Genomic DNA, 14,346 nt, shown 5'->3' with positions numbered 1-14,346 from the left:
GGTTTCAGGTCAGGAATGGGGAGGCTGGCGCCGGGGGCGCGACAGGTCCGCGAACACGCGTCGGGCCGCATCCGGAACATGCGTCAGGTCCGTTGCCGTTGCGCCGCCGCCAGGGGCTGCGGTCGTGTGCCGGCTGCGCATCAGGATGGCGCGTGCGCGCGGCACCAGGCCCGGGAAGCGGGCGATCTGGCGCCGCAGGAAGAAGGCCAGGGCGGGGCGCGACACGACGAAGCGGATGGCGCGGCCCAGCAGGCCCTTGGCGACCCGGATAGCTCCGGTACGCGCCGCCTGTGCCGTGCGACGGCCGATGCGCACCGCCGCGCGTGCCACGTTCCTCGCGCCGCGCAGCGGCCGCGTGACCTTCCACGACAGGCTGGCATAGACCGCCGCCAGCGTCGCATCCATTTCATCGGCCTGGCGGGCGCGGTTGGTCAGGTCCGTCAGGCGCGCATTCGCTTCAGCCAGGCGCGCCGTCAGCGCCGCCAGTTCCGCTTCCGCGCGGCGCGCCTTCTGCGCGTTTTCGTTGGACAGATAGTGTTTGTCCTTCCACTCCTTGACGTGCGCCATCGCCCAGTTGCGCGCCTCGTCGGCGGCGGCTTCGGCGGCGGCCGTGCGGCGGCGCCATTCGTCCAGTGGCTGGCTGTAGGGATGGCCTTCGCACAGCACGAAATCGTCGGCCGGGTGCGGCGGCACCGCCAGCGTCGCGGCCAGGTGCGCCTGCTCGGGCGCGACGTAGTAGCAGTTCCGTGCGTCCGTGTACGCGAACCGGTAGCCCGCCGCCAGCAGGTCCTCGCGTCCCGCATCGCCTTCGACGACGACGATCCAGGGCCGCCAACGCGCCAGGTCGAAGCCCGCCAGCACCTGCGCCTCGGCCCCGCCGGTGGCAATGCGCAGGAAGTGGATGGCGCCGACCGCCTGCTCGGCGCAGATCGCGGCGAGCGTGCGGACCGGTGCTTCGCGCTGCAGCACGACGTGGCCGGCGACGCTCAGCCGCTGCGCCTGGTCGGGATCGAACGTCGAGCCCAGTCCGTCCGCTTCCTCGAAAAACGGCAGCGTCGCCGGTGCCGCGCCGGCACCGCACGGCAGGTTCACGTCGGCCGGCCGTTCGATGGCGAGGCGGCGCTGCATGCCGGGCGCCGGTTCGATGTTGATGCCACGCCAGCCGCGCTCGTAGAACGCATGGGTCGCGGAGTCCCGGCGTGGTTCGCCGGCGCCGACATCGATATAGAAGCCGTGCGGCACGTCGCGCAGGGCGCGCCACAGCAGCAGGTCTTCGAAATTGCGCGCGTACGAAGTAAATGTCATGATCGGTTGTCGCTTTTGCTCATGTCGATCCGTGGGTCCAGCCAGGCGCAGCCCTCGAAATAGCCGTGGGCGAAGTTCATCACCTCGAACACCAGGGCGAGGTCGCGCCACTCGTAGTTGTCGATCAGGTGGTTGTCGGCGCTGTGCAGCGCGGTGGCGATCGAATAGCTGCCGGGCCCCAGGTTCAGCGGGAAGTGGAAATCGAATACCAGCTCGTCGCCCGCCCGCACCGGCGGGATCGGCATGCCCTTGTGGTAGGTATTGGTACCGAAGATGTTCTGGCCCAGCCTGTCCTTGATACGGTAGCCCAGCGTCAGGTCAGGCAGGTCGGCATGAACCGCGACCTTGATGCGCAGCGTTACAGGGGTGCCGGTGCCGTGCACTTCCGCCGGCTGGCCCGCCGCGTCGAGCAGCGCAATGTCCGCGACCGTCGCCTCGCCCGTACCCGAGATCGTTTGCAGCTTGCCGTTTTCGGCCGCTTCCTGCCGCACGTTCGTTCCTTCCCGGTCGGCCAGCATCGCGTTGTAGAAATCCATGATTTCCTCGGGCGTGCCCTGCTTGCTGATGCGGCCGGCGTCGAGCAGGATCGCGCGGTCGCAGATCGACTGGATCGCGCCCTTGTCGTGCGAGACGATCAGCAGCGTGGTGCCATCCTTGCGGAACGCGCGGATGCGCTCGAAGCTCTTGTGCTGGAAATACGCGTCGCCCACGGACAGCGCCTCGTCGACGATCAGCACGTCGGGCCGGCGCGCGGTCGCGACGCTGAACGCCAGCCGCATCTGCATGCCGCTGGAGTACACGCGCACCGGCTGGTCGATATAGGCGCCGATCTCGGCGAATGCCTCGATGTCCGGCATCAGCTGCGTGAGCTCGTCCACCGACATGCCCAGCAGCTGCCCGGCCATGTACACGTTCTGGCGGCCGGAGAAATCGGGGTGGAACCCCATGCCCAGTTCCAGCATCGCGGCGACCCGGCCGCCGATGCTGACGCTGCCGGTGGTCGGCGTGGCCGTCCCCGTGATCAGCTTCAGGAGGGTGCTCTTGCCGGCGCCGTTGATGCCGATGATGCCGACGGCTTCCCCGGCGGCGACGTCGAACGAGATGTCCTGCAGCACGTGGATGACCTGGTGGCGCGGCCGGTTGCCCGGCAGTACCCATTCCAGCAGGCGGGCGCGATGGTTGGGATACCGTTTATACGATTTGCCCAGTGCGCGGACGTTGATCTGGCCGTTCACAGCTCGTCCACCATTTCTCCAGCGCGTTTGCGGAACAATTGCATGCCGACGAGGCACAGGAGCAGCGCGAGCACGGCTGCCGGTATCAGGCTGGTCCATTGAGGCAACTGGTGGCTGACGAGGATGTCCTGGTAGGCGCGGATCACCGCGGCCATCGGGTTCCATGCCAGCAGGCCGCGCACATTCTCCGGGAGCGCCGCGACGGGATAGACGACCGGCGTGAACCAGAACCAGAATTGCAGGAAGATCGCAAAGAACTGGCCGACGTCGCGGAAAAACACGTTCAGGACGCCGAGCGTGATGCCCAGCCCGATCGCCAGCAGGATCTGCAGTGCAAGCACGGGGAAGACGGCGAACCATGTCCAGCCGGGGAAATTACCGGTGATGAGAAGGAAGGCGGTAAACAGCCCGAAGATGATGGCGAAGTTCAGGCAGGCATTCAGCACGACGATGACGGGCAGGCAAATGCGCGGGAAATTGATTTTCTTGATCAGCCCGGCATTGTCGATGAATACGCTTTGCGCCTTGGTCGTGATTTCGGCGAACAGGTTCCACGTCAGCACGCCGGCGCACAGGTAGATGCTGTAGGCGAAAGCGGAGCCCGCGCCCGGCAGGCGGTTGTGCATCACCTGGGAGAAAATCACCGTGTAGACGATGATCATCGCCAGCGGATTCAGGATCGTCCAGGCGGCGCCAAGGATGGAATTCCGGTATTTCGACTGGAATTCGCGTTTCACGCTACCGGCAATGAAACCGCGGTAGTTTGCAATATTGTGCAGGCGTCCCAGCAATATCATGGACGCTCTCCGGCTCGAGCGGGGGCGGGGATCAGAATCATGGAGCGTAACGAAAGTCGCCGGCCGGCGGCCGGACAAAAACGGGCGATTATACCTTGCCAACCGGGTAACAAGAGGCCCGGCGGCTCATCCGCCTTCGACCAGCTTTTGCAGGTCGGCGGGCTTCAGGATGATCAGCCGATGCGTGTCCTTCTGCACGATGCCCTGCTGCGTCAGTGTCAGCAGCGCACGGGTCACCGTTTCCCGGCTGGTATTGATCATGTTCGCGATATCCTGGTGCGTCGGCAGGTTTTCGACGACGTCCGGCTGGCCCGGCTGCGTCTTCTTCATTTGCGCCAGATAGGTGTAGATACGGCGTGACGTGTTGTTAATGCTGAGCAGCGAGCGGAATGCCGAGTCACGCTGGATCTTCTCCGCCAGGTGCCGCAGCATCTGGTTGGCGACCGACGGCGAATGGGAGAACAGGTGCAGCGCCGCGGGCGCCGGCAGGAAGGCGACCAGCACCGGCGTCATCGCGACGACGGATGCGGTGCGTTGCGAGCCGGTGATCACGGCGATCTCGCCGAAGAAGTCGCCCGGCGACAGCATGCGCAGGCCGATCGCGCGGCCATCCTCGGTGATGTCGATCACCTGCATCTGGCCGGACAGCAGGAACAGCAGGCCGTCGCCGGCCCCGCCTTTTTGCAGCACGACTTCGCGCTTGCCGTATTGGCGGAAGCGCAATTCCGACTTGATGCTCAGGATCTCCTGGTCGGAAAGCCCGGACAGCAGCGGAATATTGCGCAGATGGACGTGCACATTCTGCGTCGTCGTGGGCTCGCCATCTTTCGGTACGGCGCTCGCGGCGGAACCGGGTTGTTCGGAAGACGTGGTCATCGGGTTATTGTACAAAAATGCGGTAGGCGTCATCGGCCCATGTTTGCCAGGCCAGCAACAGAATACACGCTGCGGCAATGCCGGCCGCGTTGGCCGCCAGATCGCGCCAGCTGAACCCGCGGCCAGGGACGAGCGTCTGCAGGCATTCGATCGCCCAGCCGCCGGCCAGCAGCGCGACAACAGACACGGCGAACGCGACGCCGCTCGCAAGCGGCCACAACATTAACGTCAGGCCGGCGAACGCCAAAAAATGCATGAGTTTGTCGTTCGGTAGCGACGGCAGCCATTCGTTCGGAACGAGACAGCCGAAGCACACCAGTGCCACCAACAGGCAGAACCCTATCATTTCCCACTGAATCACAGCAATAAACGTGCGTAAAGAATTGTAACGGTCAGCGCGGATACCAGCGCCAGCTCAGCTGGATCTGTCGGCTGTCGTATTGGAAGATCGAGATGTTTTCGCGGTTATGGATCTGCCGCCATTCGAGCTGCACGCTGTGTTCCGGCGTTACCGTATAGACCAGTGCGGCGCGGACCGAGCGGGTGGCCTGGCGACGCAAGATGTCGATCAGGCCAGGCGAATACGCGGTGTCGCCGCGCCATTGCTGACGCGCCCAGTCGACTTCCCCGCTCAGCTTCGGCCCGAGCGCCGTGCGCCCGAACAGCCGGGCAGACCAGCCGTCCCGGTCGCCGCCCGGCCGGCTCGTATTGCCTTCGTCGAAGGTGTAGCCGAGCATCGCCTGCAGCCGCGTACCGCCGGTGCCGTAGCCGAGGATCGCGCGCAAATCGGCCGTCGCAGCATCGAAATTGCTCAGCGTCTTGTAGTGCATATACGACGCCGCGCCGACGAAAGTCAGATCGAACCGCTCCGGCAGTTTCCATGGCGGCACGGCGCGTAGTTGCACTTGCAGGTGTTCCTGGTACAGCCGGCCGCCCAGCATCTGCAGCCCGCCCGCGGCGATGCTGCGGAAGCGCCAGTTGGCGCGGCGCCATGGATGCTCGACGCCGCCCAGCACGGAAAAACTGTCGTAGCGCGACTCGTGGTCGTAGCGGCGGCCATAGAATTGGGCGAAGCCGAGATTGCCATTACGGCCGAGGTCGCCCAGGTAATCGCCGACCAGCGTCGTATAGCCGTCGGCCCTCGGCAGGTACTCCGGCAGCAGCTCGAGCGGTACGCCGTTGCCGCCCTCGAACAGTGGATTGCTGGCCCCCTGGTTGACGTTGGTATCGTGCCCGCGGCCCAGCTCCAGCGCCCACAGTCGGTTCTGGCGCGGCATCGCGCAGCCGCGTTCGCGCTGCTGGGCAATCAGCTGCTGGACGCCGGGCGGCGGGTCGAAGCGCGCTTCGATGTCCTTGAACAGCGCTTCGGCCTCCTGCGCATGGCCCAGCGCACAGTGCAGCAGCGCGATGTCGAACCATTCGCCGGCATGGCGCGGCCCCTGCAGGATCATGCGGGCGAGCGTCGAGCCGGCGTCGTCGTAACGCCCCTCGTTGATCATCTGCATGGCCACCAGGTACAGGTCCTCGGACTTCTCGTCCGGCTGTGCATGCACGGGAGATGCCAGGGCCAGTAGTACGGCGAGCACCGCCGGGAACAAGGCGCGGAATGTCGATTTCAAATACTATCCTTCGTTCGCGGTCAGGGCGGTCAAGGTATAAAGCTCCGTGTGCTGTTCGCGGCCGCGCAGCTGGGTGCGCCCGATCCCCGTCAAGGCATGGCGCTGCGCGAGCGCGGCAGTGCCAGGGCCGATGATCAGGTCGTACGGCAGGTCGCGCGCCGCGGACTCGAGCCGGGAGGCGACATTGACGCTGTCGCCGACCGCAGTATAAATGCTGCGGGCCGCCGAGCCGAAGTCGCCGGCCACGGCGATGCCGCTTTCGATGCCGATCCGGACCCGCAGCGGCGCCAGGCCCGCGCCAGCGCGCCTTGCGTTGAAAGCGCGGATCGCCAGGATGATGTCGAGGGCCGCGTCGAGCGCCTGGTCGGCGTGATCGGCCACCGGCAGCGGCGCTCCCCAGAACGCCACCAGGCCGTCGCCGGTAAATTTGTCCAGCGTGCCGCGGTGGTCGAGGACCGGGCCGCTGAGGCAGTTCAGGAAGTCGCGCGTCAGCTGGGCAGCCTGCTCCACGGGGAGGGCTTCGACGTGCGTGGTGTAGCCCTGCATGTCGGCGATCAGCGTGGTGACCTCGCGCCGCACGGGCGTCAGTGGATCGGCCAGGTCGCTGCGCAACAGTTCGTCGACGACGGCGTCCGCGACGTATTGCCGCAGCGTCCCCAGCAGCCGGCGCGAATGGCGCTGGGTGCTCTGCCATGCGACAGGCACGCCCAGTGCGACGAGGGTCAGCGCGCTCAGGAGCGGGCCGATCAGCGAAAACTGCGCGTCGTGCGGCGCGATCACGTACGCGGCGCCCAGCCACAGCAAGCTTGCGCCACCCAGCAGCGCGGCATTGGCGACCGCTGGAAGCGTGGCCAGCGTGACGACTCCGACAATACTGAGCAGCACGACGAACGCGGTGCCGATCGCGCGCCCCGGCCAGGGCGCCGGCGCCAGTCCCTCACGCGCGTCGAGCTGGCCGGTGAGTGCGGCGGCATGGACAAGCAGTCCGCTCGTGTTCGGGTGCAGCGGCGTGGCGACGCGGTCGGCCAGGCCCAGCGCGGATGAGCCGATCAGTACGAGCTTGCCGCGGAACCAGTCCGCCGGCACGGTCTGCTGCAGGACGTCCGCAGCGGGCACGACGAGATAGGCTTCCCAGGCGCGGCTGTAGGGAATACGCTGCAGCCCGTCTCCGCTGGTCAGCCCTGCCGTCGGGCCGCGGATCGCGGCAGCCTTGCCGCCGCAGCATTCGAGCAGCGCGAGACTGAGCGTCGGATACCGTTTCCTCTCGAACCACGTGCGCATCGGCAGGCGCCGCAGCATGCCATCCTGGTCGGGAACGAAACCGATATTGCCGATCTGGCGTGCGCCTGCCAGCCCGGCATGGTTGGCGATGTAGCCGTTGGCGACGACAGCCCCGCCGACGGGGCCGGGCGTGCCGCCGGTGAGCTGGCCGACGCGCAACGGTACATTGCCGTCGAAGACAAACGAATGCGGCAGCACGAGCGGGCCGAAGCGGGCCAGCATCGCCAGGCGTTCGTCGCCGGTCCGGTCGGCCGGTTCGGGCAACACGATGTCGAGGGCCACGCCGCGGGCGCCATACGGGCCGACCAGGTTTTCGATCAGATGGGCTAGCCGATCGCGCGACCAGGGCCAGGCGCCCGAGCGGCGCAGGCTGCTTTCGTCGATATCGACGACGACCAGCCGCTCTTCGGGTACCGGGCTGGCCTGCAACCGGACAACGATATCGCGCAGCCATTCGTCGCCAGGGATCGACGGACCGTTGCGGTATTGGGCCCAGACGCCGATCGACACCGCAAGCAGCCCGATCAGCAAGTGCGCGAGCAGTGCGCTCTGCCGGAATGCTGAGCGGGAGCTGATGTTCATCGGGCGGCGGGCGGGGAGGTAGGCGTCGAATGCATGACCTGTCAGTATACCGTCACCGGAAGAAACTTGGTAAGGATTGCGCCAGAGGCAAGCAGCGTTGCGCGCAGGCTTCAAAAATGGTGAGATTTCGTAACAACGATGGGCACGGCGGGGCGAATTCGATACAGTGCGAAAATATGGGGCAAGCCCGTCATTGTTTTAGCCCGTTTTTGCGTTATTGCTTCAGTTTTACCCTATCTCGAGTTAACCAAGGAGTCTTCATGTCGCAGCTGCTCAATCTGTCCGCATGGCGCCGCGCACGTGGCGTCATCGCCGGCGCCGCCGTGCTTGCGCTGTGCGCCGGCAGCGCCTACGCGGGCGAGGCGGGACGGGTCGTGTTCGTCAGCGGCGATGCGAGCAACGGCCGCGCCCGTGTTTCGCTGAACGACGTGATCAGCGAAGGGGATGAGCTCGCCACCGGGACCGACGGCTATATCTACCTGAAGACGATTGACGACGGGCTGCTGATCCTGCGTCCCGCCACGCGCGCCCGCATCGTGACGTACCACGTCGATACGGTGAATCCCGCCAACACCCAGGTGAAGCTGGAGCTGCTGTCGGGCGTGGCCCGCAGCGTCTCGGGCAAGGCGGTCAAGCAGGCGCGCCAGAACTTCCGCTTCAACACGCCGGTGGCGGCCATCGGCGTGCGCGGCACCGACTTCACCGTGTACACCGACCAGGACGTATCGAACGTGGCCGTACTCTCCGGCGCCATCGTGATGAGCGGCTTCGCCGGGGCCTGCCAGCCGTCCGGCACCGGCCCTTGCGAGCACGATGCGAGCCGCGAGCTGGCGGCAGGGCAGGCGGGCCAGGTGTTGCAGGTTCGCAAAGGCCAGGCGGTGCCGCGCATGATGTCGGGGGTGAGCGTATCGCCCGATACGGCCGCGCCGCCGCGCAACGACGAGCCGGTGAAGGTGTCGGTGGAGACGAGCCTCGATCCGGTAAAATCCAGTGCTCTGTTGCAAGAAGGATTGGTCGTCCGCCCGACGGTGGTTCCACCGGCGACGATCGGCCCGTCCGATCCTGTCGTGGTGGCGCAGCCGCCGCTGCCGCCGGCCGAGCTGACGTGGGGCCGCTGGGCCGATATCGGCACGCGCGCCGCGACGATCGACACGGCCGCCGCAGCAGCCAGCGGCGCGGAGCGCATCGGCAGCAATTCGTATTACGCGCTGTACCGCAGCACCGGTGGCCAGGTGCCGATGCCGCAGGAGGGCACGGCCGGTTTCGCGCTGCGCTCCGCCGAAGCGGTGGTATACAACAGCACGGCGATGACGGAAACCTTTGCCAAGGTGGAAAACGGCCAGCTCTCCGTCGATTTCGGCAAGCGCACTTTCACGACGTCGCTCGATCTCGTACATAAGAATACGACTTACGCATTACAGGCAAACGGAACGGTTACGCCGACCGGCTTATTGAACGGCGGTCCGCAATTCATTAACAACACCAATATGGCGGTCACGGGCGCGCTGGGCGGTGAAAATAACGCCGCATATATCTTCTCCGGCCGTCTCGACAGTAAGCAGACCGTCAACGGCGTCACCCACTGGACCCGCTGAATCCCCTGGCGTGCGTGTTGCGCACGTTATTCAATCGCGCCGCATCATGCGGCGCTTTTATTTTAAAATCCGCGCTGTCGCGCTATGCGCACAAAATACTGGTCATGCCGACAACATTGGTACTGCCACCAGCGCTCTGCTATTGATTTGCGTTGCCTTTACCAACATAATGTGCTCCGGTCAATTTTTGTAAGTTAGCTTATAAGAATAGGAGTGTTTCTGGTGTTTCGTGTGACGGCTGTCACATTGTGCGCCAGGCATCTTCTGCCATTATGGCTGCCGTAGCACTGCACGCAGGTCAGCAGTTCGCTTCACCGTCGAGCAGTTTAAATTTTTTTAGTGCCTATTAGGAGTAATACATGGCTACCACCGCAGCGCAAATTCAACAGCTGTACGTTGCTTACTTCAACCGTCCGGCCGACTACTTCGGTCTGTCCCACTGGCAAGCAATCGCCGACACCCAAGGTCTGGCATACGTCGCAAACGAATTCTCCAAGCAGCCCGAGTACACCAACCTGTACGCCGGCAAGAGCCAGGCTGACGTTGTCGACACGATCTACATGAACCTGTTCGGCCGTCACGCTGAAGCCGCTGGCCTGGTGCACTGGGTAACGCTGCTGAACAACGGCACGTGGAACCTGGGCCAGATCGCTCTGGCGATCGCCCAAGGCGCACAGAACGAAGACCTGACCGCTGTCAACAACAAAGTTGACGCAGCTCGCGTGTTCACCGAAAACCTGGCCAACAGCGCCGAAGGCATCCGCGGCTACGACGGCGCGGCCGCCAACCAAGTCGCTAAAGACTGGCTGTCCACCATCACCGACAACACCAGCCACGACGCAGCGATCACCAGCGCAGCGCTGGCAACGCTGGTCGCCAACGTCGTTGACGCCCACGACGCAGGCACGAACATCGGCCAGACCTTCACGACCTCCGTGGGCCTGGACACGCTGACCGGCACGACCGCTAAAGACACGTTCAACGTCGTGTCGGTCAACCCGACGAACGGCGACAAAGCCGACACGCTGAGCAGCATCGACGTGCTGGACGGCGGCGCTGGCGTTGACACGCTGAACTTCTTCGCTACCGCTGACAACAACAAGACGATCGTCGGCACGATCAAGAACATCGAGATCGTCAACCTGTACGGCGCCGAGAACATCAGCGCTGCCAAGATCGACGCAACGAAGTTCGCTGGCTCGACCACGATCAACGTCGTTGACGCACAAGCCGCTGTCGAAGTCGACGGCCTGGCCGGCAAGACCCTGGGCGTTGGCGCCGCTGTTGCTACCGCAACCAAGATCACCGGTGACTTCGGTTCGACCGCAACGAGCGCTGCTGTTGCTCTGAACGGTGTGGTTGACGGCGCATCCGTTGAAGTCGTTGGCGCGAAAGTCGCCGCACTGAACGTGTCCGGTTCCGTGGCTGCTGCCGCTGCCGGCGGCGCAGGTACCGTCACCCTGGCGAACACCACCGCAACCAAGCTGAACCTGAACGTGTCGTCGAAGGCGATCGTTGAAGTGGCTGGCCTGACCGCGCTGACCACGATCACGCAAACGGGCGCTGGTGGCCTGGACCTGACCGATGCAGGCACGTCCGTGCAGACGATCAACACCGGCGCTGGCGCCGACAAGGTGAAGATCTCCTTCGCCACCGCGAAGGCAACCTCGACCGCTGCTGCCAAGAACGCTACCGTCGCCACCGGCGCGGGCAACGACAAGATCACTGTGGCAACGACCGGCACCGGCCTGACCACCGTTGACGCTGGCCTGGGCGACGACACGATCGACGTGACGATCACCGCCGGCAACGCCCTGAACGTCTCCGGCGGCGCCGGCAACGACACGATCAAGCTGTCCGGCGCAGCCCTGGCCGTGACCGACGTGATCGACGGCGGCGAAGGCACCGACACGATCGCTCTGGCTGGTAAGCTGACCGAGCGTAACACCGACGACTTCATCGTGCTGAACAAAGTGCTGAAGGGCTTCGAGAGCATCGAGTTCACGACCGCTGAAGGTACGGTTGGTGGCGGCGCCACGGCTGAAATCGCCCTGGACGCATCGAAACTGGCTGCTGCCTACACCACGCTGACCTTCGCAGACGGCAGCTTCGTCAAGGGCGTTGGCACGCAGAACCTGATCGCCAACGGCGACCTGACCGCGACCGCGGCTGGCTACATCGCCAAGAACGGCGGCAGCGTCACCACGACGACCTACGCCGGTACGCTGAACGTCTCCACGGAAGCCGCTGGCACGATCGAAGCCCGCGCCGACACCGTGAAGCTGGCCGTGACCGCAGCCGATACCGACGACAAAGGTTCGGCACAAAATGTGGCCGTGACGCTGGCTGGTGACACGAAGACCGCGATTGTGACGCTGGCTGCCGGTGTCGATACCGACGCTGACGGCGTCGCTGCACACGACAACGTTGCTACGCTGACCCTGGTTGCTGACAGCGGTTCCGTATCGGCGATCGGCAAGACGACCCAGTTCACCGAAAACGGTGCACTGACGTCCCTGACGCTGACCGGTGCCGGCTCCGCCGACATCAAGAACGTGGCTGGCAAGCTGACCACCATCGATACGAGCGGCCTGGCTGGTACGTACACCGTGACTGCCGACGGCCACACGAAGGGCGACGCGTTCGCTGGTCTGAAGTACGAGACCTCGAACACGGCTGTTGAAACGATCAAGCTCGGTGCTGGCATCGACGCGCTGACGTTCAACGCCGGTTCGTCGACCTACGGCTCGGTTGACACCGTTTCCGGTCTGAACCTGGTTCTGGACGCAACGGACAACACCAAGCTGGCAGCGAACTCCGACACGATCTCGCTGGGCGTCACTGGTTTCGAGAAGGCCACCAGCTCGCTGACCGACTTCGATCTGGCGCTGAAGCAGGTCATCGAAGGTCACGCTGGCAAGAACGTGGTGTTCGCGTTCGGTGGTGACACCTACATCGTTTCCGATGTTGGCTCGGTTGGCCAAGTTGACGCGGCTGACGCCATCGTCAAACTGGTTGGCACCGTCAACCTGGACACGCTGGTCATCGCTCTGGGCTAATCGCTCTTCAAGGCGCGGCTTCGGCCGCGCCTTGTGCAGCGCAAAGGGCCGGCCTCGCCGGCCCTTTTTCCTTTCCGCGCAACGCTCGTTGCGTAAAAAAGCCTCAGTCGAGGTAAAAATTTGTGACGTACGTCACACAATTCCCCTGAAGTAAGCGATAATGGCATGCTAGCCGGTGCGCGTGCGCTCTCGCTGCTGCCGGTGGTCACCACCACCTCTATCTTTGCCGCGTGCAAATTCATGAACAACAAATTCAACCTGCCCAAGAACGAGATTCAACTGGTGCTGAGCGGTTTCAAGCGCACCTTCGTTACCGTCGGAACGTTCAGCGCCATCAGCAACCTGTTGATGCTGACGCCGTCGCTGTACATGCTCCAGGTGTACGACCGCGTGCTTGCCAGCCGCAACGAAACGACGCTGCTGATGCTGACAGTGATGATGCTGGGCGCTTATCTGCTGATGGCCGGCCTCGAGCTGATCCGCAGCTTCGTGCTGGTGCGCGTCGGCGCCAAGTTCGACCTGATGCTCAACAAGCGGGTGTACACAGCGGCATTCGAACAAAACCTGAAGGGTGCGGGCGCCAATGCCGGGCAGGCATTGCACGACCTGACCAACGTGCGCCAGTTCCTGACCGGGAATGCGCTGTTTGCCTTCTTCGACGCGCCGTGGTTCCCGATCTACCTGATCGTCATTTTCCTGTTCCAGCCTTCGCTGGGCGTGTTCGCGCTGTGCGGCACCGCCGTGCTCGTCGTGCTTGCCTATGTCAACGAACGCGTGACCCGCAAGCCGCTGAGCGACGCGAATGCAATGGCGATCGCGGCGGGCAACGTCGCCACGAACAACCTGCGCAACGCCGAGGTCATCGAATCGATGGGCATGCTGCCGAACCTGCTGGGCCGGTGGTTCAAGATGCACAGCAAGTTCCTGCACCTGCAGGCCGTCGCCAGCGAGAAGGCCGGCATGATCGCTTCCGTGACCAAGTTCGTGCAGACGTCGCTGCAATCGCTGATCCTGGGCTTCGGCGCATTGCTCGTGCTGGAGAACAAGATCACGGCCGGCATGATGATTGCCGCATCGATCCTCGTGGGGCGCGCGCTGGCGCCGGTCCAGCAGGTGATCGGCGTATGGAAGTCGTTCAGCGGCACGCGCAGCGCGTATCAGCGCCTGACCACGCTGCTGGAAGCGAACCCCATCCGGCCGGCCGGCATGCCGTTGCCGGCACCGCAGGGCGCCATCACGGTGGAAGGCGTCACGGCGGCGCCTCCCGGCTCCCAGGTGGCGGTATTGCGGGGCCTGAGCTTCGCGGTCGCGCCGGGCGACGTGGTCGGCGTGATCGGCCCCAGCGGCTCCGGCAAGTCCACGCTGGCACGTCTGCTGGTCGGCGTGTGGCCGGCGGCGGTGGGCAAGGTACGTCTGGACGGCGCCGATATCTTCCAGTGGAACAAAGGCGAACTCGGCCCCTATATCGGCTACCTGCCGCAGGATATCGAGCTGTTCGCCGGCACCGTCAGCGAAAACATCGCCCGCTTTGGCGACGTCGATCCCGACAAGGTCGTGATGGCTGCCAAGCGCGCCGGTGTGCACGATATGATCCTGCACTTCCCGAAAGGCTACGATACCTTGCTGGGCGATGGTGGCGCCGGCCTGTCCGGCGGCCAGAAGCAGCGCATCGGCCTGGCCCGCGCGATGTACGGCGACCCGTCCGTGATCGTGCTCGATGAACCGAATTCGAACCTGGACGACCTGGGCGAGGCAGCACTGGTCACGGCGATCACCGACCTGCGCCAGCGCGGCAAGACCATCGTGCTGGTCACGCACCGCACCAGCATCATCAGTGCGACTTCCAAGCTCCTGCTGCTGCGCGACGGTACGGCGGCGGCGTTTGGTCCCACCAAGGACGTGCTCGCAGCACTGCACGAATCGAACCAGCGACAGCTGCAAGCACAGCAACAGCGCGCCCAGGCCGCCCAGTCGGCAGAGGCGCCACAGGGGTAACT

10 protein-coding genes are annotated in these 14,346 nt (G+C 64.7%); 3 read left to right on the top strand and 7 right to left on the bottom strand.

All coding sequences use genetic code 11. The features are described from left to right. Positions 1–9: 9 nt before the first annotated feature. The 7 genes from IP92_RS08990 to IP92_RS08960 form a co-directional block, all read right to left on the bottom strand. Positions 10–1,305 (bottom strand): FkbM family methyltransferase, encoded by a 1,296-nt coding sequence (locus IP92_RS08990; RefSeq protein ID WP_145874219.1) that lies wholly within the window; start codon positions 1,303–1,305, stop codon positions 10–12. Further along, positions 1,302–2,540 (bottom strand): ABC transporter ATP-binding protein, encoded by a 1,239-nt coding sequence (locus IP92_RS08985; RefSeq protein ID WP_229418701.1) that lies wholly within the window; start codon positions 2,538–2,540, stop codon positions 1,302–1,304. The genes IP92_RS08990 and IP92_RS08985 overlap by 4 nt, the downstream gene beginning before the upstream one ends. After that, entirely contained in the window at positions 2,537–3,337 is an 801-nt protein-coding gene (locus tag IP92_RS08980; protein WP_145874217.1) for an ABC transporter permease, read from the bottom strand. The genes IP92_RS08985 and IP92_RS08980 overlap by 4 nt, the downstream gene beginning before the upstream one ends. A gap of 126 nt (positions 3,338–3,463) precedes the next feature. Then, positions 3,464–4,213, bottom strand: coding sequence for a Crp/Fnr family transcriptional regulator (locus IP92_RS08975; protein WP_145874216.1), 750 nt, complete (start codon positions 4,211–4,213; stop codon positions 3,464–3,466). Positions 4,214–4,217: 4 nt separating this feature from the next. Beyond that, a complete protein-coding gene (locus IP92_RS08970; protein WP_229418729.1) occupies positions 4,218–4,538 on the bottom strand; it encodes a VanZ family protein in 321 nt (106 codons plus the stop codon). Positions 4,539–4,605: 67 nt separating this feature from the next. Further along, a complete protein-coding gene (locus IP92_RS08965) occupies positions 4,606–5,832 on the bottom strand; it encodes a tetratricopeptide repeat protein (protein ID WP_145874215.1) in 1,227 nt (408 codons plus the stop codon). A gap of 3 nt (positions 5,833–5,835) precedes the next feature. Further along, positions 5,836–7,695 (bottom strand): CHASE2 domain-containing protein, encoded by a 1,860-nt coding sequence (locus IP92_RS08960; protein ID WP_145874214.1) that lies wholly within the window; start codon positions 7,693–7,695, stop codon positions 5,836–5,838. Between the two features lie 260 nt (positions 7,696–7,955). On the opposite strand from IP92_RS08960, the gene IP92_RS08955 reads away from it, so the two are divergent. From IP92_RS08955 to IP92_RS08945, 3 genes are all read left to right on the top strand, one after another. Continuing rightward, positions 7,956–9,290 carry a FecR family protein gene (locus tag IP92_RS08955; protein ID WP_158206724.1) on the top strand — a complete coding sequence of 445 codons (1,335 nt, stop codon included), beginning with the start codon at positions 7,956–7,958 and terminating at the stop codon, positions 9,288–9,290. Positions 9,291–9,649: 359 nt separating this feature from the next. Then, complete coding sequence (locus IP92_RS08950; protein ID WP_145874212.1) at positions 9,650–12,349, top strand: DUF4214 domain-containing protein; 2,700 nt, start codon at positions 9,650–9,652, stop codon at positions 12,347–12,349. A 240-nt stretch (positions 12,350–12,589) separates the two neighbouring features. Further along, positions 12,590–14,344, top strand: a complete 1,755-nt coding sequence (locus IP92_RS08945) for a type I secretion system permease/ATPase (RefSeq protein ID WP_145874211.1) — start codon at positions 12,590–12,592, stop codon at positions 14,342–14,344. Positions 14,345–14,346 lie beyond the last annotated feature (2 nt).

Source organism: Pseudoduganella flava, assembly GCF_007830495.1.
Lineage (GTDB): Bacteria > Pseudomonadota > Gammaproteobacteria > Burkholderiales > Burkholderiaceae_D > Rugamonas > Rugamonas flava.
The sequence above is the reverse complement of the archived record's forward strand: the minus strand, read 5'-3'. Positions and strand labels throughout refer to the sequence as shown.

Excerpts from the sequence above, each read along its gene's own strand:
- IP92_RS08950 (WP_145874212.1), top strand. The coding sequence starts at position 9,650 with ATGGCTACCACCGCAGCGCAAATTCAACAGCTGTACGTTGCTTACTTC.
- IP92_RS08960 (WP_145874214.1), bottom strand. The coding sequence starts at position 7,695 with ATGAACATCAGCTCCCGCTCAGCATTCCGGCAGAGCGCACTGCTCGCG.
- IP92_RS08980 (WP_145874217.1), bottom strand. The coding sequence starts at position 3,337 with ATGATATTGCTGGGACGCCTGCACAATATTGCAAACTACCGCGGTTTC.
- IP92_RS08955 (WP_158206724.1), top strand. The coding sequence starts at position 7,956 with ATGTCGCAGCTGCTCAATCTGTCCGCATGGCGCCGCGCACGTGGCGTC.
- IP92_RS08975 (WP_145874216.1), bottom strand. The coding sequence starts at position 4,213 with ATGACCACGTCTTCCGAACAACCCGGTTCCGCCGCGAGCGCCGTACCG.
- IP92_RS08945 (WP_145874211.1), top strand. The coding sequence starts at position 12,590 with ATGAACAACAAATTCAACCTGCCCAAGAACGAGATTCAACTGGTGCTG.
- IP92_RS08990 (WP_145874219.1), bottom strand. The coding sequence starts at position 1,305 with ATGACATTTACTTCGTACGCGCGCAATTTCGAAGACCTGCTGCTGTGG.